Origin of the sequence: Streptomyces sp. NPDC052396, from assembly GCF_044593195.1 — a bacterium.
In the GTDB taxonomy this organism is placed as follows: Bacteria; Actinomycetota; Actinomycetes; order Streptomycetales; family Streptomycetaceae; genus Streptomyces.
Genome location: NZ_JBIUAW010000003.1, coordinates 167,222 through 188,934 on the forward strand (window position 1 = coordinate 167,222; position 21,713 = coordinate 188,934).

24 protein-coding genes, 1 pseudogene and 1 riboswitch are annotated in these 21,713 nt (G+C 70.0%); of the genes and pseudogenes, 15 read left to right on the top strand and 10 right to left on the bottom strand.

All coding sequences use genetic code 11. The features are described 5' to 3' along the window. Positions 1 to 575: 575 nt before the first annotated feature. The 4 genes and pseudogenes from ACIHFE_RS09110 to ACIHFE_RS09125 form a co-directional block, all read left to right on the top strand. A pseudogene (locus tag ACIHFE_RS09110) lies at positions 576 to 1,023 on the top strand (TraM recognition domain-containing protein); the annotation flags it as partial. A gap of 80 nt (positions 1,024 to 1,103) precedes the next feature. Continuing rightward, positions 1,104 to 1,574 (top strand): hypothetical protein, encoded by a 471-nt coding sequence (locus tag ACIHFE_RS09115; RefSeq protein WP_400105180.1) that lies wholly within the window; start codon positions 1,104 to 1,106, stop codon positions 1,572 to 1,574. A 67-nt stretch (positions 1,575 to 1,641) separates the two neighbouring features. Continuing rightward, entirely contained in the window at positions 1,642 to 1,836 is a 195-nt protein-coding gene (locus tag ACIHFE_RS09120) for a hypothetical protein (RefSeq protein ID WP_400105181.1), read from the top strand. A gap of 408 nt (positions 1,837 to 2,244) precedes the next feature. After that, entirely contained in the window at positions 2,245 to 2,373 is a 129-nt protein-coding gene (locus ACIHFE_RS09125; protein ID WP_400105182.1) for a hypothetical protein, read from the top strand. Between the two features lie 155 nt (positions 2,374 to 2,528). On the opposite strand, the gene ACIHFE_RS09130 is transcribed toward ACIHFE_RS09125, so the two are convergent. Continuing rightward, entirely contained in the window at positions 2,529 to 3,161 is a 633-nt protein-coding gene (locus ACIHFE_RS09130) for a type III effector protein (protein WP_400105183.1), read from the bottom strand. 128 nt (positions 3,162 to 3,289) lie between these two features. Here ACIHFE_RS09130 and ACIHFE_RS09135 point away from each other — a divergent pair, with 128 nt between their 5' ends. From ACIHFE_RS09135 to ACIHFE_RS09145, 3 genes are all read left to right on the top strand, one after another. Continuing rightward, on the top strand, positions 3,290 to 3,721 hold the full coding sequence (locus ACIHFE_RS09135) for an Hsp20/alpha crystallin family protein (RefSeq protein ID WP_400105184.1): 432 nt from the start codon (positions 3,290 to 3,292) through the stop codon (positions 3,719 to 3,721). 116 nt (positions 3,722 to 3,837) lie between these two features. Further along, a complete protein-coding gene (locus ACIHFE_RS09140; protein WP_400105185.1) occupies positions 3,838 to 4,233 on the top strand; it encodes a DUF2267 domain-containing protein in 396 nt (131 codons plus the stop codon). Between the two features lie 56 nt (positions 4,234 to 4,289). After that, the gene (locus ACIHFE_RS09145) at positions 4,290 to 4,727 is read left to right on the top strand and encodes a DUF2267 domain-containing protein (protein ID WP_400105186.1); all 438 of its coding nucleotides are present in this window, start codon (positions 4,290 to 4,292) and stop codon (positions 4,725 to 4,727) included. Between the two features lie 944 nt (positions 4,728 to 5,671). Here the strand turns inward: ACIHFE_RS09145 and ACIHFE_RS09150 are convergent. Further along, positions 5,672 to 6,121: a MarR family winged helix-turn-helix transcriptional regulator gene (locus ACIHFE_RS09150; protein ID WP_400105187.1), complete on the bottom strand. Its 450-nt coding sequence runs from the start codon at positions 6,119 to 6,121 to the stop codon at positions 5,672 to 5,674. Between the two features lie 102 nt (positions 6,122 to 6,223). Between ACIHFE_RS09150 and ACIHFE_RS09155 the strand changes: the two genes are divergently transcribed. The 5 genes from ACIHFE_RS09155 to ACIHFE_RS09175 all read left to right on the top strand — a co-directional run bounded on the left by ACIHFE_RS09155 (position 6,224) and on the right by ACIHFE_RS09175 (position 10,721). Next, positions 6,224 to 6,628 carry a nuclear transport factor 2 family protein gene (locus ACIHFE_RS09155; RefSeq protein ID WP_400105188.1) on the top strand — a complete coding sequence of 135 codons (405 nt, stop codon included), beginning with the start codon at positions 6,224 to 6,226 and terminating at the stop codon, positions 6,626 to 6,628. Between the two features lie 103 nt (positions 6,629 to 6,731). Continuing rightward, a complete protein-coding gene (locus ACIHFE_RS09160) occupies positions 6,732 to 8,204 on the top strand; it encodes an FAD-dependent monooxygenase (RefSeq protein ID WP_400105189.1) in 1,473 nt (490 codons plus the stop codon). A 342-nt stretch (positions 8,205 to 8,546) separates the two neighbouring features. Continuing rightward, positions 8,547 to 8,717, top strand: a complete 171-nt coding sequence (gene rpmF, locus ACIHFE_RS09165; RefSeq protein WP_400105579.1) for a 50S ribosomal protein L32 — start codon at positions 8,547 to 8,549, stop codon at positions 8,715 to 8,717. A 6-nt stretch (positions 8,718 to 8,723) separates the two neighbouring features. Next, the gene (locus tag ACIHFE_RS09170; RefSeq protein WP_400105190.1) at positions 8,724 to 9,899 is read left to right on the top strand and encodes a GTP-binding protein; all 1,176 of its coding nucleotides are present in this window, start codon (positions 8,724 to 8,726) and stop codon (positions 9,897 to 9,899) included. 522 nt (positions 9,900 to 10,421) lie between these two features. Continuing rightward, a complete protein-coding gene (locus ACIHFE_RS09175) occupies positions 10,422 to 10,721 on the top strand; it encodes a hypothetical protein (protein ID WP_400105191.1) in 300 nt (99 codons plus the stop codon). Positions 10,722 to 10,724: 3 nt separating this feature from the next. On the opposite strand, the gene ACIHFE_RS09180 is transcribed toward ACIHFE_RS09175, so the two are convergent. Genes ACIHFE_RS09180 through ACIHFE_RS09200 form a run of 5 tightly spaced genes read right to left on the bottom strand, consistent with a single transcriptional unit; the run spans position 10,725 to position 14,772 of the window. Beyond that, positions 10,725 to 11,192 carry a Fur family transcriptional regulator gene (locus tag ACIHFE_RS09180; RefSeq protein WP_400105192.1) on the bottom strand — a complete coding sequence of 156 codons (468 nt, stop codon included), beginning with the start codon at positions 11,190 to 11,192 and terminating at the stop codon, positions 10,725 to 10,727. 29 nt (positions 11,193 to 11,221) lie between these two features. Beyond that, the gene (locus tag ACIHFE_RS09185; RefSeq protein WP_400105193.1) at positions 11,222 to 12,046 is read right to left on the bottom strand and encodes a metal ABC transporter permease; all 825 of its coding nucleotides are present in this window, start codon (positions 12,044 to 12,046) and stop codon (positions 11,222 to 11,224) included. After that, entirely contained in the window at positions 12,043 to 12,927 is an 885-nt protein-coding gene (locus ACIHFE_RS09190; protein WP_400105194.1) for a metal ABC transporter permease, read from the bottom strand. The genes ACIHFE_RS09185 and ACIHFE_RS09190 overlap by 4 nt, the downstream gene beginning before the upstream one ends. After that, a complete protein-coding gene (locus ACIHFE_RS09195) occupies positions 12,914 to 13,789 on the bottom strand; it encodes a metal ABC transporter ATP-binding protein (protein WP_400105195.1) in 876 nt (291 codons plus the stop codon). Before ACIHFE_RS09195 ends, ACIHFE_RS09190 begins: the two co-directional genes overlap by 14 nt. Continuing rightward, positions 13,786 to 14,772 (bottom strand): metal ABC transporter solute-binding protein, Zn/Mn family, encoded by a 987-nt coding sequence (locus ACIHFE_RS09200; RefSeq protein WP_400105196.1) that lies wholly within the window; start codon positions 14,770 to 14,772, stop codon positions 13,786 to 13,788. Before ACIHFE_RS09200 ends, ACIHFE_RS09195 begins: the two co-directional genes overlap by 4 nt. A gap of 398 nt (positions 14,773 to 15,170) precedes the next feature. Here ACIHFE_RS09200 and ACIHFE_RS09205 point away from each other — a divergent pair, with 398 nt between their 5' ends. Next, positions 15,171 to 15,554: a hypothetical protein gene (locus ACIHFE_RS09205; RefSeq protein WP_400105197.1), complete on the top strand. Its 384-nt coding sequence runs from the start codon at positions 15,171 to 15,173 to the stop codon at positions 15,552 to 15,554. Positions 15,555 to 15,650: 96 nt separating this feature from the next. Here ACIHFE_RS09205 and ACIHFE_RS09210 read toward each other — a convergent pair whose 3' ends face one another. The 3 genes from ACIHFE_RS09210 to ACIHFE_RS09220 form a co-directional block, all read right to left on the bottom strand. Then, entirely contained in the window at positions 15,651 to 15,950 is a 300-nt protein-coding gene (locus ACIHFE_RS09210; RefSeq protein WP_400105198.1) for a hypothetical protein, read from the bottom strand. Between the two features lie 138 nt (positions 15,951 to 16,088). Continuing rightward, positions 16,089 to 17,462, bottom strand: coding sequence for a nitrate/sulfonate/bicarbonate ABC transporter ATP-binding protein (locus ACIHFE_RS09215; protein ID WP_400105199.1), 1,374 nt, complete (start codon positions 17,460 to 17,462; stop codon positions 16,089 to 16,091). 61 nt (positions 17,463 to 17,523) lie between these two features. After that, positions 17,524 to 19,176 (bottom strand): ABC transporter permease, encoded by a 1,653-nt coding sequence (locus tag ACIHFE_RS09220; protein WP_400105200.1) that lies wholly within the window; start codon positions 19,174 to 19,176, stop codon positions 17,524 to 17,526. A gap of 557 nt (positions 19,177 to 19,733) precedes the next feature. Beyond that, positions 19,734 to 19,907: riboswitch (M-box (ykoK) riboswitch) on the top strand. 651 nt (positions 19,908 to 20,558) lie between these two features. On the opposite strand from ACIHFE_RS09220, the gene ACIHFE_RS09225 reads away from it, so the two are divergent. Next, the gene (locus tag ACIHFE_RS09225; RefSeq protein ID WP_400105201.1) at positions 20,559 to 20,783 is read left to right on the top strand and encodes a hypothetical protein; all 225 of its coding nucleotides are present in this window, start codon (positions 20,559 to 20,561) and stop codon (positions 20,781 to 20,783) included. A gap of 209 nt (positions 20,784 to 20,992) precedes the next feature. Continuing rightward, positions 20,993 to 21,673, top strand: coding sequence for a winged helix-turn-helix domain-containing protein (locus ACIHFE_RS09230; RefSeq protein WP_400105202.1), 681 nt, complete (start codon positions 20,993 to 20,995; stop codon positions 21,671 to 21,673). Positions 21,674 to 21,713: the final 40 nt, after the last annotated feature.

Consider the following 21,713-nt stretch of genomic DNA (forward strand, 5'->3'; position numbering starts at 1 on the left):
GAACAGCGCACGCTTGCCCCGTGACAACCGCCGGATCAGTCCCCTCCGGCGAGTTTGTGCGGCCAACTGCCGGGCCGAGGAAGGCAGTCCACGTAACTGGCTCGCCGTCCGGGGGGTGGGCCTGGTCCAGGGCGGGGACCAGGCTGGGGGCGCGCTCGGCGGGTGCGCGTTGCAGGACGGTAGTGCCGGTCTCGGCCCATGTGAGCCCTCACCCCGTTACCGCCTCGCCCCCTCCGCCGCGTCAACGGTGAGCCGGAGCACAGCAAGATCGCGCCGAACACCGCGAACCAGGCAGCCCCCGAACGCAGGGACCCCCGTCGGCACCTCCCGACGGGGCTCCCTCATCTGTCACTTGCTCTCACATGCGTCTCGCCAACACCGTCGACGCGCTTGGACCACAAGGCCCCCACCTGCACAAACAGCCCTGACCTAGACCACGTGGACGCCAGAAGACGCTTTCGCCTACCTATGCCATGTGGTACCCAGCGCGGCCCCAGGACCAGGACGGGAGCGTCTTCTGGCCCGTCAGAGCGGTATTGGAGGGTGTTCGCCGGTGTCTCACTCACCCGCCAGACCCTCTCACGTATCACCTGCAGTCCTACCGCCAGGGCCAGAAGGTGTGGGGAGAGGCGGGCATGGACGCCATGTGGTCCGCCTCCACCATCAAGGTCATCGGCTCCGGCATCGACGACCCCGACTTCGCCGACAAGCTCTCCCGCCTGATCGGCGACCACGACGTGGAGACCAAGTCCACCTCCACCTCGGACTCCGGCACCTCCACCAGCATCAGCATGCGCCAGGAACGGATCATGCCGGCCGATGCCATCCGCGCCCTGCCCAAGGGCACCGCGCTGTGCTTCGCCACCGGCATGCGCGCGGCCATGCTCAACCTGCGCCCCCGGTACCTCGAGCCCGACGCCGACGAACTTGCCGCCGCTTCCGGCCGTGCTTCCAAGGCCATCACCGCCCGTGCGGTGGCCAAGGCAGCGCCGAAGCAGGGGCGACTTCGGCACCGCCGCGTAGGGCCTTCCCCCTGGCCATCCTGCCCAATTCGCCTAGGGAGGAGCCCCATTCACACCTACGAGCCCGCCGATCTGGAGGGCATGGAGCCGCTCGAAGCACTGAACGCCGTCATCGCCGACATGCGCGAGCACCACATCACCGGTGACGGCAGCGGTCTGTTCACCGCCATTCGCCGCGTCGACCTGCTCTGTCATCTCGCCGCCCGCATGGCCGCCGACACCGGATACCGGCTCGTTCCCGGCCGCCCTGGTGCCCGTGCCCGGCATTCGGCCGACACCCTTGGCCAGGCGACGGGGCACATCGGACGCGCCGTCGCCCACTACACCCAGGCCCTCGCCCCGCTCGTCGCCCTCGCCAAGCCCGACGCGCAGACCACGATCCAACAGCAGTTCCACGCGATCGACCACCACAGCCGACTCCGCATGCACCTCGACGACGCCGGCCAGGCCATGGCAGCGGCCCACGCCTCCCTGGCCGGGTATCACCGCCCCGCCTCTGCGCGCAAGCCCGCACTACCCCTCGTGATCACCCCGGCCCCGCGGCCCCGTTGACGTTCACATCCGCGCGCCGTTCGCCATCCGCCGCCCAGCTCACCTCCAGGGAAGACCTGCCATTGCCATGACGACACCGCCCTCCGATGCCCTCCTGTTCGAGGTGCCCGCGCCGCTCACTCCCATCGAACGGCTACTGGTCCTCGCCGACCAGTACACCCGGCACAACGACGCGATCGACTACCCCAACCTCAGTTCTCCTCGGGCCCCTATCCGGGCGCGCACGCCGACTCCGCGCAGCGCCTGGCCCACGAGGCCCTAGCCGAGGCTGCCCGCCACCTCACCGACGCGCAAGAAGCCCTCACCATCCCGCCCGCCACGGCAGGCGACCGGAGCGTGGCCGTCCTGACGTTCTGGAGAACGTCGGCCGCCAGGCGCGGCCGGCTTGTGACCTGACCGCACTCGCTCCTGAAGCGGCCGTTGAGCCTGCCGGTCGCATCGCCCGGGAAATGCGCCGACGGCGGCCCTCGGCCGCCGCCGCGGCACAGGAGTTGACCGCCGCCGAGCACTGCGATCTGCAGGAAGTCGCCCGCGGCCACATCCGGGTGTCCGAGAGTCTCGACCGGCAGTACGTCCACAGCCGCAAGGCCCGTGTACTGATCAGCACGCTGCGATCCCTGGAAGCCAAGGGCCTCATCGCACGTCGGACGGGTACGCCGGCACCCTCACCGTGGCGGCCAAGGCCGAGGCCGCCCAGCACACCAACACCGCACAGCACAGCGCCGGTTCGGTGACCACCACGGTCACCGCGCTGATTCGCGCACGACAGTGCCAGGTGCCCCGGCAGGGCATCCGGTGATCCCTCGATTCCGCCCAGAGCATCACCGCATGTGGAGACGGGGCAGCCCGGGAAGACGGAACGGCCCTTGCTCACCAGCTCCCCCTGTGAAGAAGCGCAGTGTTGTGTATGTGACGGCAGAGGGGCTCGCGCCATGCCTTGGGAAACGGGTGGGTTCAGGGGGGTGTGAGGGTGTCGAGCCGGGCGGCGAGGTCGGGGTGGGCGGTGGCCAGGTGGGGGCGGATGGCGGTCAGGGGGGCGATGAGGTCGGCGGGGTCGTCGTGGGCGAGGGCCGCGTGGAGCTTGTCGAGCGGGCGGCGGGCGGCGGCGGGGAGGTCGGTGAGTGCGGTGATCTGGCCGGCGAGGCGGCGCAGGACGGCGGCGTTGGTGCGGGCCCAGGTGGCGGTGTTGCGTTCGGCGGCCCGAGCCTGGCGGGTGGCCGTCACACGCTGCTCGCCGGTGGTCCCGGCCGGACCGGGACGGCCGCGCAGATAGCGGCGTTCGGCTGCCTGGCGGCTGGCGACGCCGAGGGGATGAGCGAGGTCCGCCCAGCTGGCTCCCGCGTCGCGGGCGGTTTCGATCAGCCCGGTCTCCCATCCGGCGAGCTGCTCGCGCACCTGCCGCAGCAGCAGCAGGGAGGCCAGCGCCTGCTCCGGCCCGGGACCGGGACCTTCGGGCGCGTCCGGAGAGTCGCACCGGGCGTCGCGCAGGGCGTCTTCTATGGCGTTGAGAGCCGCCGCTGCGGCGAGGAACGACGCCGGGCTGTGGGCGTTCGCGCCGGTCGCGGGTGGTTGGTCGGCTGCGGTCACGGGCACCTCCCTCGGGTTGTCATCACATCGACGACATTTTGTTTGTCATCCATTGGATGACATGTTACAACAGTGTCAGTGAGGCGCATTGGCAGCAACTGCCCGAACCTGCTGGAGGTGTTTTCACGATGTTGATGCGCACTGACCCCTTCCGTGAGCTGGACCGGCTGGCGCAGCAGCTGATGGGCCCGGGCACCTGGTCCCGCCCGTCGGCGATGCCGATGGACGCCTACCGCGAGGGCGACGAGTACGTGGTGGCCTTCGACCTGCCCGGCGTCAGCACCGACGCGATCGACATCGACGTCGAGCGGAACATGCTCACCGTCAAGGCCGAGCGCCGGCCGGCGGCGAAGACCGACGCCGTGCAGATGGAGCTGTCCGAGCGGCCGCTGGGCGTCTTCTCCCGCCAGATCGTGCTCGCCGACACCCTCGACACCGAGCACATCAAGGCCGACTACGACGCGGGTGTGCTCACCCTGCGCATCCCGATCGCCGAGCGCGCCAAGCCCCGCAAGATCTCCATCGGCGTCGGCTCCGGCCACAAGGAGATCTCCGGCTGACACCGGCCGGACGGGTGCGGAGAGCGGGCGCCTGATCTCCCCCCTCGCCCCGCTTTCCGCACTCCCTTCGGCGGTCCGAAGAAGCGGTCCGAAGAAGAAGAGGGATGGCGGCCGAGATGACTCTGCGACGTGAAGCGTTCCTCGGTCATGTGAAGGAACGCGGGAAATACGGCACTGCGGAGGAAGCCGAGCGCGCGGCCCGCGTGGTGCTCGCCCTGCTCGGCGCGCATCTGGTCGGCGACGTCCGCGCCCAGCTTGCGGCGCGCCTTCCTGAGGCGTTCGCCCTGATCCTGCTCAACCCGCTGCAGAGCGCCGAACCGCTGTCTCCGGAGCGGTTCATCCGGGCCACCGCCGCCTGGATCGAGGGCGCCACCGAACGGACCGCGGCCTGGGACGTCAGCGCCGTGCTGTCCACCGTCGCCGACGCAGCCGGCGATGACCTGCTGGGGCAGATCCTGCTCCAGCTCCCGGCCGGCTACGACCTGCTCTTCGGCCGCCCCCAGCCCACCTGACCATCCCGCACGCCGGTGCACGGACACCGGCCACAGCAAGAAAGGCAACCACCCCAGTGATCTCCGACCGGCATGCACCGCTCCAGCAGCCGTACGGGACGGCATACGAGCAGATGCTGGAGAAGGTCCGCTACGAGGGCGCCTACCCCACCCGCGAGCGAGCCGACGAAGCCGTCCGCCTGGTTCTTGCCGGACTGGGGCGCCAGCTGACCGGCGACGAACGCGTCGACCTGGCCGGCTGCCTGCCCTTGGAAGCCGCACGCGTGCTGACCGCGCAGATCCCCGACCCCCAGCCGCTGACCGGCTGGGCCTTCGTCAAGGACCTCGCCGCCCGCACCGGCGCCTCCTTGGCCACCACTCGCTGGGACACCGGATCCGTCTTCTCCGCCATCGCCGCCTACGCCGGCCCCGACCTGATCACCCGTATCCTCCACCAACTCCCCACCGGCTACGCCCTGCTGTTCGGCCGCGCCGAACTCACCCCCGCCGCGTAGACGGCGACGTGCGTGCTCGGGGCGGGCGCGGCCACCGCCGCGTCGCCGGCCGGGCGCCGGCACGTCCTCCGAGGGCGAGCGCGACCTGCCGCAGCAGGTCGCGCAGCGGCACACTGCGGCGTCCGTACCGGACCGTCAGCCCGTCGATCCGCTCGGCGAACATCCGGCGCCCGCACTCATCGTCGTCGCCGAAGTACCGGTGGACGCGCAGGTCGATGCCTACTTCCCACCCGCCCACCGCAGCGGTCGGCGAGGCGCCGGGGGTATCCGCTGTGCCGCCGGTGCGAGGCGGTCCCGCACCCCGGGCACCGGGCTTCCACCGCCCGGCTCCGGGCCCGTATCCGCACGGACCGGCCGCTGCGGAACACCAACTCGACCACCACCGAGCCGAGATGCGGGAACAGGACACTCAGCAGGCCGGACCTGCGACCAAGGCTCTGCGGGCCGCCCAAGCTCTGACCGATGCCCGCTGCTGACGACCGCAGAACGGCCCTCGCTCACCGTAGGGACCTTGTGGTGCCGGTGCACATGATGTTGGTGCCGGTGCACGTGATGTCGTCCGACGTGCAGAAGAGTCGGCGCACGTCCACCCGCTCGAGGAAGGCGACCTGCCCCGCCGCCTGTGGCGCGTCCCCCAGAGGCTGCCTTGATGAGCCACGCCCCGATACTCGACCCGCACCACACCGTTGAGTCTTTGCCCTGGTTCGGCGGCGATGGGCAGGAGCGTCGCGGTCGTCGGAACGCCGGTCCGATGTGGTGTCGCGCCGGCCGGCGTGGGAACGTCGCCCAGCCGTTCCAGTAAGTCGACCAGCCGTTCCAGTGGTTGGCCGAGCGCGGCCTGGTCGTCGCCGGCGGCGGCGCGCTCTTCGTCGTTGAGCGGACGTTCACCAGCATGCGCGTCGGCGCGGTCCGGGCCTCGTGCACTCGCACCTCGGGTGCCGGCGTCATGATTCCGTGAATGGGCCGGTGGCGACAGAGCGGTGGAGTTGGCGGGCGAAGCTCTGCGCCTCCTCGGGTAGCCAGGAGGCGAGGGACGCTTCGATGATCGTGGCGAGGCGCTGCCGGGTGGTCCGGACCGTCTGCTGTCCGGTTTCGGTCAGGGTGAGCAGGGTGGCGCGGCGGTCGTCGGGGTGGGGTTCGCGGCGCAGCAGGCCGGCTTCCTCCAGGCGGGTGGCGCGGCGGGTGACGCCGGAGCGGTCGAGGCCGATCTCGCCCGCGAGGTCGGCAGCGCTGCACGCGCCGGTCCGGGCGAGCCCACTGAGGACGGGGTAGGTGGTTTCGTCCACCGCCTCACCCAGGCCGCCCGTCAGGCGGGCGTACAGCTGTGCCCGGGCGCCTCGCCTGAGCAGGGCTCCAAGAGTGTCGGCGATCTCGTGTCCCACATCGTCAGGCATGACCCAAGGATAGCGTGCGCGGCGCACGCAATCTGTAGTACGGTGCATATGCGTGCTCAGCGCACGCACTTCTGCCGAAACGCGAACTCCAAGGGGACCGTCATGACCACCGTCAGCACCCACACCGACGCCCGCGCCGCCCTCACCGACCTGCTCCTCACCCCGGGCCTCGACCTCGACGAGGCCGCCGACCGGCACTTCGCCCCCGACTACCGTCAGCGCACCGACGGAAGCTGGGCGGACCGCACCGAGTTCCTCGCCCACATCGCCCACCTGCGCACGGTCGTCGCCGGCGGCTCGGTCGAGGTGCACGACGAACTCGCCTCCGGCGACCGCTACGCCGACCGCCACACGATGGAGGTCATCAAGACCGACGGCTCCACCGTCCGCATGGAGGTCTACCTCTTCGCCGAGTTCGCCCCCGACGGCCGCTTCCGCCGCATCGAGGAGACCACCCTCATGCTCGAAGGCGCCGACGCCGACCGGAATCTCGGCAGCGCCCGCTGAGCCGCATTGCCCACCTGACGCCATGACGGCGGCGCCCCTGTGCCGGCGCACCGGGGCGCCGCCGTCATGGCGCATCGTCCCCAAGTGAGAGGAAGTGCTTGTCATGCTCGACGTGCTCATTGCCGGGGCCGGCCCGGTGGGGCTCTGGCTCGCCGCGGAGTTGCGCCTGCACGGGGTGGAGGTGACCGTCGTGGAACGCCGGGCGGCGCCGGACGGACGGTCGCGCGCGGTCGGCATGCAGGCCGGCACGCTGGACACCTTCGCCACCCGCGGCCTGGCGGAGCGGTTCATCGAACGCGGCATCCCGGTGCCGACCGGCCACTTCGGCGCGTCGACCACCCGGCTGGACTTCTCCACAGTCGGGGCGGCGCACCCGTTCATGCTGGCCCTCGGCCAGTCCGTCACCGAACAGCTCCTGGAGGAGCACGCACTCGCCGTGGGCGCCCGGGTCCTGCGCGGGGAGGAGGTCGTCTCGCTCACCCAGGCACCGGACGCCGTCGAGGTGGTGATCCGGGCCGGCACCACCCACCGGACCGTGCACGCCCGCTGGGTGGTGGGCTGCGACGGCACCCGCAGCGCGGTACGCCAGGCGGCCGGCATCGACTTCCCCGGCCAGGACACCACGCTGACCGGGTGGCTCGCCGACGTCGAACTCGACGATCCGCCCAGCGCGCCGCTCGCCGCCACCGGGCCGGCCGGTTCGTTTCTGGCGGCCCCGATCGGCGACGGCGTCCACCGGCTGGCGGGCCTGTCCACGGCCACCATGCACCTCGGCACCGGCGAACCACTGACGCTGGAGGAGGTGCGCGAGCAGACCCGGGCGCTCCTGGGACGGGACCTCGGCATCCATAACCCCCGGTGGCTGTCGCGCTACGGCAACGCCACCCGCCAGGCCGCGCGGTACCGGGCCGGACGGGTGCTGGTGGCCGGGGACGCGGCGCATATGTTCTTCCCGGCCGGTGGGCAGGGCATGAACCTCGGCATCCAGGACGCCGCCAACCTGGGCTGGAAGCTGGCCGCCACCCTCCAGGGCCGGGCACCCGACGGACTGCTCGACAGCTACGACACGGAGCGCCGCCCGGCCGCCCGCGCCGTCATCGACAACACCCGCGCGCAGCTCGCCCTGTTCGCGGCGGTGAGCCCGGAGCAGATCGCATTGCGCGAGGTCTGGTCCGCCGCGCTCAACGAACCGCGGACCAACCGGCAGTGGGCCCGCCGGATCGCCGGCTTCGACGACCCGCGCCCCGCCGGCACCGCACCCGGCGCGCACCCGCTCAACGGCACCCGACTGGCCGGCCTCGCTCTGGACATGGCCGGCGTACCCACCGCCCACCCGCTGATGCACCATGGCCGGCCACTGCTGCTGGACCTCGGCGGGACACCCACACCGTGTACCGCGGACGGCCTGGAACAGCGGGCGGCCACCGTCAACGCCCAAACGTCAGAACCGATCTGGCGGGACGTCACCGCAGTGCTCATCAGGCCGGACGCCCGGATCGCCTGGGCCAGCACCGACACCGACCCGCAGCGCCGGGCCGCGGACTGCCTCACCACCCTGCGCACCCAGTACCGCTGAACGCCGCCCGGTGAGCCACCCCCATCTCCGCCGGCAGATGGGACGACGCCGAAGCGCCGGTGCGCGCCTTCCGGCTCGCCCACGAGGCGCGCCGCACCCGGCCCGACGCCCCCTGGCGCATCGAGCATTGCGCAGCACTCGTCCCGGCCGGCGGTGAAGGGGCGGCAACTCCGGCCATGCGGTGTCGATCGTTCGGTGATGGGCGCCGAGGTGCCGCCTGACGCCGGCACTCGCAGCACGGAATCGCAGGCGTCGTAAGCGACCACCCCTCCCTATTGGTAACGGTTCCCGTTTTCAGATAGCGTGGCGGCACGCATCCCGACGATGGAGGTCTTCGTTCCCATGGCCGTGCCCAAGCGGAAGATGTCCCGCTCGAATACCCGCCACCGCCGTGCCCAGTGGAAGGCGAGCACGCCCCAGCTGGTGCCGGTCACCGTCGACGGCTCCGTGTACCTGGTGCCGCAGCGGCTGGTGAAGGCGTACGAGCGCGGGCTGCTGCACCCGGAAGGCTGACGGTCCATGGCTGATCGACGACTGCCGGTGACCGTTCTCTCCGGCTTCCTCGGCGCGGGCAAGACGACCCTGCTCAACCACATCCTCGCCAACCGTGACGGGTTGCGCGTCGCCGTGATCGTCAACGATATGAGCGAGATCAACATCGACGCCGCGCTGGTGCGGGGCGGCGAAGGCGCACTGTCCCGGACCGAGGAACGCCTGGTCGAGATGACCAACGGCTGCATCTGCTGCACCCTGCGGGACGATCTCCTCGAGGAAGTGGACCGGCTGGCCCGCGAAGGCCGCTTCGACTACCTGCTCATCGAGTCCAGCGGGATCTCCGAACCGATGCCCGTCGCCGCCACCTTCGCCTTCCCCCGGGACGACGGCGCGACCCTCGGCGACCTGGCCCGGCTCGACACCATGGTCACCGTCGTCGACTCCGCGAACTTCCTCCCCGAGCTCGCGGGCGGCGACGGCCTGGCGGAGCGCGGCCTCGACCAGTACGAGGACGACGAGCGGACGGTGAGCGACCTCCTCATGGACCAGGTCGAGTTCGCCGACGTCATCGTCCTCAACAAGCTCGATCTGGTGGACGCGGCGGATGCCGGCCGGCTCCGGGCGGCGCTCGCCCGTCTCAACCCGGCCGCCCGCATCGTGCCCGCCGAGCACGGCCGGGTGGACCCGTCGACGATCCTCGGCACCGGCCTCTTCGACCTGGAGCGTGCCCAGCAGGCGCCCGGGTGGGTCAGGGAGCTCAACGGCGACCACACCCCCGAGACCGAGGAGTACGGCATCTCCTCAATGGTCTTCCGCGCCGATCGGGCCTTCCACCCGCAGCGCCTGTGGACGTTCGTCACCGAGGAACTCGATTCCGCGGCCTATGGCCAAGTGCTGCGTTCCAAGGGGTTCTTCTGGCTGGCCGGGCGCGACCGGGTGACCGGGCTGTGGTCACAGGCCGGAGCCGTGGCCCGCTTCGAGCCCGCCGGTGCCCGCGAGCCGGGCGGACAAGGACAGGAACTCGTCTTCATCGGCACGGAGTTGCGCCCGGAAGCGTTGCAACAGGCGCTCTCCGCCTGCCTCGTGCGGCCGGACGAGGCAGGCATGTCATGGTCCGATCCCTTCCCCGCCTGGGACGTCCGCGGCCTGGACGACGCCATCTGCGAGCACGACCATGAGCCGGAGGCAGTCCGCGCATGAGTACCCCGGCATAAGACCCGGACGTCAGCCGTCCCGCCAGGGTGGCCCCGGCGGGACGGCAGTCGGCGAAACGACGCCGGCAGCTGTCTCGTTGTAGCCCCTCGGCACAGTGGGCGGTGTTCGGCTAGCCGCCGCACTGGCACGGGCCGCCGGACTGGCATCCACAGCTGCAGCCCGGACCACAGGTGCAGCCTGAACTGCATGTCGGGGACGGCGTGTTAACGGTCATGGCCAGCGCTCCTTCTTCGCTGATGCGGTTGTCCATTCGAGCGAACACCCAGCCGCTTCTTGGTCACAAGAGGTTGGGCGCGGGTAGCGGCTACGCGCCGCAGGGTTCACGTCGGCGGGCTGCGCTGTGGCGGTGGCCTGGCCATGTGATGCCCGAGTCACCCTCTGCCGCATGGCGTGTTTTCAGCCGACTTCTGGCAACTTTTGTGAATTCCTGGCGCGGTTAACACGGGAAGGGCAGGCTCTCCCGTCGGAACAGATCCGATCATGCGGGGGAGAAAAGAAGGCTTTGCCATGTTGACCAGTACGCACACTTCTCACGCGAACCACACCCACCAGCACGGTGCGGGATGCGGTCATGTCGCTGTACCGCACAGCGACCACATCGACTACGTCCACGACGGGCACCTGCACCGCATACACGAGGACCACACCGACGAGTGCGAGCCCACCGGCCACACCGTCCACCAGGAGCACGCGCACCAGCACGGTGCGGGGTGCGGTCATGTCGCCGTGCCGCACGGCGACCATATGGACTACGTCCACGACGGGCACCGTCACGCCCAGCACGACGGGCACTGGGACGACCACTGACCTTCAGGATGTCTGTGCCTGATCTGTCTGTGCCTGATCTGTCTTCCGGCCGCAGTCCGGGCACACGCCGGAGAGTTCGACGGCGTGCCGAACGTCGGCGAACCCTGAGGTCCGGGCGATCCGGTCGGCCCATTTCTCCACCGGGCCGGATTCGACGGGCAGACTGAGGCCGCACTGGGTGCAGATCAGGTAGTGGCCGTGGTCGGGGCCGGGGCGGTGGCGGAAGAGCCGCTCGCCATTGGTGTCGCGGAAGACGTCCGCCCGGCCGGCCTCGGCCAGCGCGGTGAGGGTGCGATAGACGGTGGAGAGGCCGACGGGCGAGCCGTCGGCCACCAGCCGCTTGTGCAGGGCCTGGGCGCTGATGAAACCTTCCACCACGACCAGGGCTCCCAGCACCACGGCACGCTGCTGGGTGATGCGGCCGAGCAGCGCCATATCGCGGGCGGTTGCCCGCGGTCGTTTGTCTGCCATCTGGTGCTCCTCCGCTCAGCCTTCAGCCTTCAGCCGGTACGCGGGACAGGGCGCCGTATGAGGAAGGTGGCCGCGTAGACGGCGGTGGCGGTGGCCATGATGGCGAAGCTCGGCGGCATTCGCGGCACCGCGTACGAGGTGAACAGGCCCGTCCACATCTCCGTCACCGCAAGACCCACAGAGAGAGCGAGCGCCCGGTACGGCCGGTCGGTCAGCCGGATCGCGGCTCCGGCCGGAGCGGCGAGCAGGCCGAGCAGCAGCAGCGAGCCGACCGCCTGGGTGGCCTCGGCGGCACTGGCCCCGGCCACGGCGAGGAAGCCATAGCCGAGCAGCCGGACCGGAACACCACGGGCCGCGGCCACCGCTTCGTCCACCGTGGCGAACAGCAGCGGGCGGGCGGCGATCAGCAGCACCAGGCAGACGCCCGCGCCGAGCAGGGCGGCAGTTGCCGCATGAGCCGCGGAAATACCGAAGATCGAGCCGAACAGGACGCTGACGCCCGCGGTGCCGTCGGCCGTGCTGCGGGAGGTGGTGTAGAGGGTGACAAAGAACGCGCCCAGGCCGAGGACCCAGGAGAAGACGCTCCCTATGACCACGTCATCCGGGCGGGCCCGGCGGCCCAGCGCGCCGAAGAGCAGCGCGATGCCGATCGTGGCGGCGAACAGTCCCAGCCGCAGGTCATAGCCGATGGCGAGGGCGGCCATGGCGCCGGTGAAGGCGACATGGCTCAGCGCGTCGGCGGTGAAGACCTGGGCGCGCAGCACCAGGAAGTAGCCGACCATGCCACATGCGGCCGCGATCAACGTTCCGGCGAGCAGGGCGTGTTGGAAGAACGGCTGGGACAATGCGGTCATCCGGCAACCTCCCTGACCGGCCGGCCCGGCAGGGCCTTGCGCACCACACGCACCCCCAGGGCGAGGACATATCCGGCGAAGGCGAACGAGGTCACAAAGAACCCCAGTGGATAGGGCGAGTAGTAGGCGGCGACCAGCCCCGCCCAGGTGGCCGCGAGCGCCAGCACCACGGCCAGCAGCAGACTCGTCATCGGACGGGCGGTGAGGGTCTGTGCGGTGGCGGCGGGGATCACCATCAGGGCGAACACCAGCAAGGTGCCCGTGATCTGGCTGGCCTCGGCGGTCGCCGCCCCGAGCAGGACGAGGAACGCGATGGACAGCGCCCGCACCGGGACCCCGCGCCCGGCGGCGACCCGCGGGTCGACGGAGGCGAACAGCAGCGGCCGGCCGATCAGCGCCAGCACCGCGAGCACCGCGATACCCACCCAGAACAGGACGGTCACCTGGCTGCTGGTGATGCCGAGGAAGGTGCCGAAGAGGATGGTCTGCGGCCCCTCCAGCAGTCCCTTGTAGAGGGCGGTGAAGAGGTATCCGCAGGCAAGGAGGAAGGCCTGGACGGTTCCGGTCAGCGCGGATTCCTCACGGTCGCCGGTGCCGCGCAGGGCCGCGATGACCAGGGCCGCGGCGAGGCAGACCGTGAAGTAGCCGGAGACCGCGCCGACTCCGAGGAACACGGCCCCGGCGGCGCCGGGGAACGCGACGGCGGAGACGGTGTGCGCGGCGAAGGTCTGCCGCCGCAGCACCACAAACCACCCGACGGCGGCGGAGACCACGGCCACGATCGCGCCCGCGCGGAAGGCGTTGACCATAAACGGGTACGACCACATCTGCCGGACGTCACCCACCAGGTTCCACGACCAGAGCGGATCAGCCGACACCATGACCGCCCCCGGTGGACTCGGGCCGCCCGACCACAACCAGCCGCCCGTCGGAGGCCCGCAGCACCTCGACCGGCGTGCCATACAGCCCCGTCAGGGTCTCGGACGTGATCACGTCCTGCGGAGCACCGCTGACAGAGCCGCCCCCGGCGAGATACACAACCCGGTCGAGGTGGTGCAGTATCGGGTTCACATCGTGCGCCACCATCACCACGGCCACGCCCTCCTGGTGACAGATACGCCCGATCAACGCGGCGATCCCGCCTTGGTGGGAGAGATCGAGACTGTCCAACGGCTCGTCCAGCAACAGCAGTTGCGGTCGCCGGACAAGCGCCTGCGCGATGAGGAGCCGCTGCTGTTCGCCGCCGGAGCACTCTCCGACCGGCCGGTGAGCATAGGCGGTCGCGCCCACCAACTCGATGACCTCGGCCACGCGTTGGCGGGCTGCGCGCCGACGCGGTCCCGGGATCGGCAGCGGCACGCCCCAGCGGTCACCGTCCAGCCCCAGGCGGACCACATCGATGCCACGGATCCGCATCGAGGCGTCGAAGCTGCGGCGCTGCGGCAGATAGCCGATGCGCCGGCTGGCCTGACCGGGACGGGTCCCCAGGACCCGCACCTCGCCCGCCGCGATCGGCATCGCACCGAGCACCACCTTGACCAGGGTGGACTTGCCGACGCCGTTCGGGCCGAGGACGGCAGTGAACTCCCCTGCCCCCACAGCGAGATTCACCCCCGACCACAGGGTGCGGCCGCCCACCCGCACGGCGGCCTCACGCAGCTCAAGCACCGGTTCGGCCACCTGCCGGGAAGCAGGGAGCCGGCCCCCAGCGGCCCGTACCGCCGACTCCATGGCCTCGATCATCGCCCGGTGGCCTTGGCCAGGGCCTCTTCGATGCCCTGGAGCTGGCTGGTCTGCCACTGCTGGAAGGTGGCGTTGGCCGGGGCGAGGGTCTCGGTCACCGTGGCCACGGGGATGCCCGCGTCCTTGGCCTCCTTGACCTGGGCCTGCACATCCGGGGTGGAGTTCTGGGAGTTGTAGACGTAGACCTTGATCTTCTTGTTCTTGATCTGGTCGTCGATGGTGGCCTTGTCCTTGGCCGTGGGGTCGGTGCCCTCGCTCATCGCGTCGAGGAAGGTCTCCGGGGTCAGCATCTTCAGCCCGAGCCCCTCCGAGAGCGGGGTGACGATGGACTCCGAGGCACCGATCGGAGTGCCCGCGTACTTGCTCTTTATCTCCGATATCAGCTTGGTGTACGGGGCCAGGTCCTTGGTCTCGTAGGCGGTCTTCCGCTGGTCGAAGTAGGCGGCGTCGGCGGGGTCGGCCTTCTTGTAGTCGTCAGTGATCTTCTCGATGACCTTGTGGACGTCGTCCGGCGAGTACCAGCGGTGCGGGTTGCCGCCCTTCTTGACGCCGACGAGGTCACCGACCTTCAACTCGGTACGCCCGCCTGCCGGGTTGGCGGCGAGGAGCTTGTCGGCCCAGGCGTCGTAGCCGATGCCATTGACGATCGCGTACCGAGCACCGGCCACGTTGCGGGCGTCGGCGGCCTTGGGCTCGTAGTCGTGCGGGTCGGTGTCGGGGTTGGTGATGATGCTGGTGACATGGACGTGGTCGCCGCCGAGCTGGGTGGCGATGCTGCCCCAGAAGTTCTCCGCCGCCACCACCTCGATCTTCTTGCCCGAACCGGAGCGGCCCGTGGCCGACGTGCTGCCGCCTGCCTTCGCATCGGAGGAGGACGAGGTCGAACAGGCGGTGGCGGTCACGGCCGTCAGGGCTGCCACGGCGGTGACAAGGGCGGTCCGTGCGGATGGTCGCGGAAATCGGGACGTGACGGCGGTGGGCATGAGGGGCTCCTTCGGGCGGTGCCGGTGGCGCGGTGGCCCACTCCGGCGTGCGTGGCTCACCCTCAACATAGATGAAAACGATTTTCATATCAACGCAAGATGAAAACCATTGCCACCTTTTGACTGGAGTACAACCATCCGGGCCAGACCAATGTGCCGGCCGGGATCACCGCGGTGCGGTGCGGTTTCGCAAGCGGGCCGGCACGCAGGTCCTACCGCAGATCGCGCACCCGGGGTTCGCGTGCCAGTTGGACGACCAGCCGTTCCAGGGCCGCGGACGCCTGACCGTCCGAGGCGAGGGTCACCTGGATCACTACGTTGATGCCGTCGTCCGGTTCGAAAGTGGGGAAAGCGGCGCGACAGACGTTTCACAGGGAGCTCCCCATTGAGCTGACGAGTTGACCGGTGCCGTCGCCGCCGACGGCCGAGGCGTCGAGGTGCCAGTGGAGTTCGTGAACTGCGCGCTCCAGTCCGACGAGGGCAACAAGTCGGCCCAGCGGTGCGGCAACCGGTCCGTCGGTGGTGAAGTGCGCTTCCAGGAACGCGGCATGCGACTGAACCACCCGGACGCGGGAATCGCCGGCCTGGACATCTTCCGCGGCGGGCGCCTCGGCGAGCCGGGCCCGAATGCGAGGCAAGCGGTGAACGGGCGAGCGGGCAGGCAAGGTGGACGTACCGGTTCCTCAACGGACCTGCCGGATCACCGACTTCGGCAGCACGCGGAGGCAGGCGCGTTCGGTTTCACTGCCGAGCGGACCGTGGGCGGGGCGAGAGGCATATGAGGGTGCCCGCCCCTGTTTTCGGTTGAGGAGTCGATGGAGGGCCGGTGGAGCATCCCCAGGCGACGGGAGGGGAGGAAAACCGCCGCCCGGGGACGGTCAGTTGCCGTGGCCGGTCGCGAGCTGGACGACGTGGATGATCACCAGGACCATGGCGATCACCAGGTACACCCGCAGCGCACCCATGCCGACCTTGCGCCCGCTGGACATCACGGGCTTGGGCAGTTCCTCCAGCGGCGGCATCCGCCAGTTCTCCTTGCCCGTACGGTCGATGGGCGCGGCCGGTGCCCAGCCCTTGCGGCGGCGTACCTCGGCGTAGCCGATGGCGAGGATGCCGGCGACGCCGCAGACGGCCATGATGTCCAGGATCGCGCCGGAGGTGATGTCGGGGAAGGCCACCGAGGCGGTCAGGATGATGGACAGGGTGACCAGGACGCCGACGACCAGCGAGGTGAAGGCGTTGGTCCAGCGGCCGTTGGCCCAGGACGGCCTTGTCGTTGCAGAGCAGGGGTGCGCGCCGGTCCCGGCCGTGGCCGGCTACAACGCCTGCTGGGCACCGGGCTCCAGGGTCAACTTGCCGTCATCACGGTCGTAGTCGTACAGCTCGGCGTAGCGGCCCCAGTCGATCGCGGTCTCCAGCTGGTTGCGCGCTTCTTCCGCGGAGAACCCGCGCCGGAGCAGGTCCAGGAAGAAGTCTTCGCGCAGGGTGTGGCCCTCGGTCGCGGCCAGGGCCTGGACGATCGCGCGCACCAGCGGGGCACGGGCGGCGGCGTGCCGGGCGAAGAGCCTCTTGCTGGTGAGGATGTCGGCGGCGGAGAATTCGCGGCCGGTGTCGGTGATGGTGATGCGTGGACCGTCGAGGCGCGCGAGGCCGAGCATGACGGCGGCGTCGACCAGAGGCAGGAGATCATCGACCTCGAAGTTGAGCTCATCGGCGATCTCGGCCAGTCCGTCCTCGCCCCCGCGCGCGATGAGGATCTCCAGCAGGCCCGCCAGGCCGCCGACCCTGACGTCCGGCAGCGGGGCGCTGATGGGGGTCGGCGCGGGCGCCGGACGGGCCGGGCCACCCGGCGGCGCCGGAGCTTCGGCAGCGGCGGCGGCCGCCGCCTCCCGGCCGGTGAGGATGGCATAGACCGTATCGACCAGGGCTTCGAAGCGGGGGTGCTGCCGGTTGCGGGGGCGGGGCAGGTCCACGGTGAGTTCGGCCTGGATGCGGCCGGGGTTGGAGGAGAGCACCAGGATCCGGTCGGCCAGCAGCACGGCTTCCTCGATGTTGTGGGTGACGATCAGGATCGACTTCACCGGTGCCTCATGGCCTTCCCACAGGCCGACGAGCTCCGTGCGGAGGTTCTCCGCCGTCAGCACGTCCAGGGCGGAGAAGGGTTCGTCCATCAAGAGCGCGTCGGGTTCGACCACGATGCCGCGGGCGAAGCCCACGCGCTGACGCATGCCGCCGGACAGTTCCTTGGGATAGGCCGACTCGAAGCCGTCCAGGCCGATCAGGTCGATCGCCTTCAAGGCCCGTCGGCGGCGCTCCTCCTCGCCCACACCCAGTGCCGCCAGGCCGAGTTCGACGTTCTGCTGCACCGTCAGCCAGGGCAGCAGCGCGAAGGACTGGAAGACCATCGACACCCCAGGATTGGCGCCGGTCAGCGGCGTACCCCGGTAGAAGACCGAGCCGGACGAGGGGGCGATCAGGCCGGCCACGCAGCGCAGCAACGTCGACTTGCCGGACCCGGACTTGCCCAGCAGGGCGACGATCTCGCCCTCGGCCAGGTCGAAACTGATGCCGTCCAGTACCGGCAGGGCACCGCCGTCCGGTGTGGTGAACGTCTTGGTCACCGAGTCGGCCCGGACGATCGTCTCCCCCGGCGGACGCGCTCCGGTCATGAGGGCTTCGCTGCTGTTCACGGATCCTGCCTCGGGAACTGGAAGGGGTGTGGGTGGACGGGCGGGCGGACAGGGGACGGGGTCAGAGCGCGTACCGGGTCTCGGCCAGCCGGTAAAGGCGGCGCCAGAACAGCCGGTTCGCGGCGACGACGTACAGGCTCATGGCGAAGATGCCCACCAGGATCTTGGGGAAGTTTCCGGTGGCGGTGGCTTCGGTGATGTAGGCGCCCAGTCCGGTCGCGGTCAGATGGTGCTGCCCGTAGTCGACCACCTCGGCGACGATCGAGGCGTTCCATGCCCCGCCCGCCGCCGTGATGCCTCCGGTGACGTAGGACGGGAAGACGGCGGGCAGGATGAATTCCCGCCAGCGCAGCCACCCGCTCACCCGGAATGTCGTCATCGCCTCCCGCAGATCGGACGGGATGGCCGAGGCGCCCGCGATGACGTTGAAGAGGATGTACCACTGTGCCCCCAGCGCCATCAGCAGGATCGCCCCGAAGTTCAGCGAGATGCCCAGTGCGACAAAGACAGCGGTGGCGAAGGGGAACAGGAAGTTCGCGGGGAAGCTGGCCAGGATCTGGACCACCGGCTGGGCGAACCGGGTCACCCGGGGATTCATCCCGATCCACACCCCGACCGGCACCCACACCAGCGTCGCGACGACGATAAGCACCACCACGCGGGCGAAGGTGGCCGCGCCCAGCGCCAGCGCGGAGCCGAACGCGCCGAAACCGACGCTCGAGTTCACATAGGTGCACGCCTTCCAGGCTCCATAGGCGACGATCGCGCTGACCACTCCGGCGAAGAACACATCACCGGTCCGCTCCCGCGCCGGCGAGACGCCGATGGCGTGCTCGGCCAGTCCGAACGGCCGCATCAGCCGGTCGAGCGCCGGCCAGAGCGGCTTCAGCGGCCGTCCCATCAGCCGCGGCACCTGCGAGCGCCGCAGGAAGTCCAGTACGAGGCTGCGGGGGTGCTCGGCGGCCCGGGACTCTTCCACCCGGAAGCGCTCCGACCAGGCGGTCACCGGCCGCCAGAACAGCACATTGACCCCGATCACCAGGACGACCATCACCGCGATGGCGTTGCCCACCTTGCCCAGGTCTCCCTGGGCGATCGCGGCGGCGGCATAGGACCCCATGCCGGGCAGCGCGTACTGGTGGTTGAGGACGGAGATGGACTCCGAGGCGGCCAGGAAGAACCAGGCCCCGCCGAAGCTCATCATCCCGTTCCACACCAGTGGAATCACCCCGCTGGGCACGTCCAGCTGCCAGAACCGCTGCCACTTCGTCAGCCGCATCACCCGGGCCGCTTCATCGAGTTTCCGCGGCTGGGAGACCAGCGAAGCGTAGAAGGCGAACGTCATGTTCCATGCCATCGCCGTGAAGATCGCAAAGATCGAGGCGCACTCCAGACCGAGCTCGGAACCCGGGAAGAGGCTGATGAACGCAGTGACGGTCACCGACAGGAAACCCAGGACGGGCACCGACTGCAGGATGTCCAGCACCGGCAGCAGGACTTTGTCCGCCCTGCGCAGCCGCGCTGCCGCGGTGGCGTACGCAAAGGTGAACAGGACCGAGGCGAGGAGAGCGACAAACATGCGCAGCAGCGACCGCACCGCGTAGAAAGGCAGATTCGACGGATCCGTCGACACCGCCTTGGGCGCCGTATTCGGCAGGAACGGTGCGTTGAGCGACGGAGCCAGCCGCAACAGCCCGTACAACAGTGCGATCAAAGCCGCCGCGACCACCAGATCGACCCACCGCGACGGCGGCCGCCGCCACACTCTCCGGGAAGGGAATCCGCTCGTATCCACCATCAGTCGCCTCCGTGCTCTCCTGGCACGCCCATCCCGGCCAGGAGATCACGCCCGACAGAGTTCCTGCCGCACCTCGGCTGCCAACACGTCCACGGGCCCACTGCCGGCGGGGTGACCCCTGCTGGACCCCTGGGCCAACACCCGGACACAGAAGATCACCGCCGCCTGCCTGACCTGCCTGCTGGTCGCCGCCGCATGCACCGGCGCCCGGGACCGGGTACCAGGGGACCAGGAGGCCCTGGGTGGTCCAGCTGAGGCGAGATGGTCAAGGCCCTGTCGATCGCCCGGAACCACGCTCGCGCCGCCCTGCGTGCGGCAGGCCGTCCGGCGCCGTGACCGGGCAGCCGCCGACTACCCTCCTGACACGGCGAGTTGCGCCGGACGCCGGGAGGTGTCCGGCCTTTTTTCCCGCGTCAAGTTTGGGTCAAGTGTTTGCATGCAGACATGATCAGGACGCTACGCTGGCGGCATGTGAGGCACCTCGTTCGGTGAGGCGTCTGTACGGACACAGGCCACTGACCCCACGACGTCGAGAGACGCCCAGGTTCAGGACAGGTCTCCCCGGCCCAAGGGGTGACCCCAAGTGGCTTCCCCGGCAAGGGGATTACGCCGTGCAGTGCCAAAGCTCTGACGAGTTGGGGTGAGCCGGTCGTCTGCGGGCCGGTCCGCTCCTTGCCGCGCCCATCACGGCGCCCGCGCGCGCCCCGGCCGGGAGGAGGCGAGAGATATGGATTGCGGTCCAAGCAGTCCGGGCCACAGTAGGCCCCATTCCCGCCTGTCCCCGCTCCGTCCTGGCATGCGGTAATCACCTTTCCTGCGCACACATGGCACCGCCCTGGCGTCCGTACGGCCTGAATGCCGTTCCGGGACGATGTTCTGCGCGCTCACGGGGGTGAATGGCCGCCTCATGCCCGAAATCGCCCCCACCGGGGGAACGGGAGGTCCGTGATGGCCGGGACGACGATCACCAGTCCGGCTGGGCAGTCTCGCGTCTTCGGCAAGCGCACCACCCCCTGTTCCACGCGCTGTTGCGAGAAGACCGGCATGCGGCTCCACACCGCCATCGCGGTCCGGCGATCGTGCGCGTCTCGCGGTTGGTGACAGATGACCGACCACCCCTTCCCCGCAATGGCGACGGAACGCACCACCACCCACCGCCACCCGACCCGTCCAACGACTTCCCATGAAGGGAGGGCACCGTGCGCCTTCTCACACACCGCGCCAGGCTCTCCGCACCAACCCGTCAGTGCCCGCCCGCCGCCGACTGCAAGCGTTGCCCTGAATACGCCTGCCCACACGTGAACTTGGTGCTGGGTGACGGACCGGAGCGGACCTACCGGCTGGACGACCCCAGCACCTGCCCCCGGCCCTATGCCGCACACGCCGCGTACGACCCGCGGGTACACCTCACTTACATCCTCGCCCAGCAGGGGCACGACGCCCACTGGCTCTCCCGCTTCACCGGCCTGCCCCTGCCCGCCGCGCGCCGCATCGCCGGAGCCGCCGTGCTGTCCCACGCCTGACAGCTTCCGCACCGAACTCGCCTTACGGAGGTGACTCCTGCATGCGTCCGTTCTCACCGCCATGCGCACCAAGACGCACACCCACCGCGAACGCCCGTAAACCCACCGGCCGTTTGCCGTCATCCGCGATGGACGGCCCCGCCGTGAGGCCGCCTCGCGTCCGGCCCCTTGACCACCAGCTCTCCTGGAATCAGAGAGGAGACTCCGACATGTTCCTTCCGGCCGGCCTCCTGCAGGAAACCGTCGAACGCCTCATTGCCAGTGCCCCGTATGCGACCGTCAACGCCCCCCTGTACGGCGTCGCACACGTCATGTGCGACATGACCGACGAACCTCGGGTACGGGCCCGGCTCGCCCGGGCCCTGACCGGCCCCGATGTGTGCCTGACGGAGATGTCCAGCCGGAGTGAAACGCCCGGCTCAGCGCTTCTGGAAGCCGGCTTCGCCACCCAGGGCCCCATCACCGCTGTCCTGTCACAACTGCTCTCCCTCGTCTGGCTGGAGCCTGCGGTCAGTGACCTGCACTGGCACCTCGATCACCGGCCGTCGGCGATTGCCGACGACGGGAAGGCTCCGCATGCACCGGTACACCGAGTGGGCGGTCTTGTCCTTGATCTTGAACACCGCACGGTCTCGGCGGACAGCCGGCCAGTCAAGCTGACCTGCATGGAGTTCGAACTCCTCGCCCACCTCGCCACGCATCCCCAACGTCCCCAGCAGCACCGCAAGTTGATGGAACTGGTGTGGCAGCGGTCCGCCGTCGACGAGACACACACGGTCGACACGCACATCGCACGCCTGCGGCGCAAGCTCGGCTCCCGATACGGGGCCGTCATCACGGACGCCGGGCAGGCCGGGTACGCGTTCGAACCGTCGAAGGCGGCATCGTGAAGTCCATGAGCCCACTCGAACACGCCCCGGGGGCTTGCTC

Bases quoted from the DNA above. Each gene is read 5' to 3' on its own strand.
- ACIHFE_RS09115 (WP_400105180.1), top strand. From the start codon at position 1,104: ATGGAGCCGCTCGAAGCACTGAACGCCGTCATCGCCGACATGCGCGAG.
- ACIHFE_RS09120 (WP_400105181.1), top strand. From the start codon at position 1,642: ATGACGACACCGCCCTCCGATGCCCTCCTGTTCGAGGTGCCCGCGCCG.
- ACIHFE_RS09135 (WP_400105184.1), top strand. From the start codon at position 3,290: ATGTTGATGCGCACTGACCCCTTCCGTGAGCTGGACCGGCTGGCGCAG.
- ACIHFE_RS09140 (WP_400105185.1), top strand. From the start codon at position 3,838: ATGACTCTGCGACGTGAAGCGTTCCTCGGTCATGTGAAGGAACGCGGG.
- ACIHFE_RS09150 (WP_400105187.1), bottom strand. From the start codon at position 6,121: ATGCCTGACGATGTGGGACACGAGATCGCCGACACTCTTGGAGCCCTG.
- ACIHFE_RS09155 (WP_400105188.1), top strand. From the start codon at position 6,224: ATGACCACCGTCAGCACCCACACCGACGCCCGCGCCGCCCTCACCGAC.
- ACIHFE_RS09160 (WP_400105189.1), top strand. From the start codon at position 6,732: ATGCTCGACGTGCTCATTGCCGGGGCCGGCCCGGTGGGGCTCTGGCTC.
- rpmF (WP_400105579.1), top strand. From the start codon at position 8,547: ATGGCCGTGCCCAAGCGGAAGATGTCCCGCTCGAATACCCGCCACCGC.
- ACIHFE_RS09170 (WP_400105190.1), top strand. From the start codon at position 8,724: ATGGCTGATCGACGACTGCCGGTGACCGTTCTCTCCGGCTTCCTCGGC.
- ACIHFE_RS09175 (WP_400105191.1), top strand. From the start codon at position 10,422: ATGTTGACCAGTACGCACACTTCTCACGCGAACCACACCCACCAGCAC.
- ACIHFE_RS09180 (WP_400105192.1), bottom strand. From the start codon at position 11,192: ATGGCAGACAAACGACCGCGGGCAACCGCCCGCGATATGGCGCTGCTC.
- ACIHFE_RS09185 (WP_400105193.1), bottom strand. From the start codon at position 12,046: ATGACCGCATTGTCCCAGCCGTTCTTCCAACACGCCCTGCTCGCCGGA.
- ACIHFE_RS09190 (WP_400105194.1), bottom strand. From the start codon at position 12,927: ATGGTGTCGGCTGATCCGCTCTGGTCGTGGAACCTGGTGGGTGACGTC.
- ACIHFE_RS09195 (WP_400105195.1), bottom strand. From the start codon at position 13,789: ATGATCGAGGCCATGGAGTCGGCGGTACGGGCCGCTGGGGGCCGGCTC.
- ACIHFE_RS09200 (WP_400105196.1), bottom strand. From the start codon at position 14,772: ATGCCCACCGCCGTCACGTCCCGATTTCCGCGACCATCCGCACGGACC.
- ACIHFE_RS09230 (WP_400105202.1), top strand. From the start codon at position 20,993: ATGTTCCTTCCGGCCGGCCTCCTGCAGGAAACCGTCGAACGCCTCATT.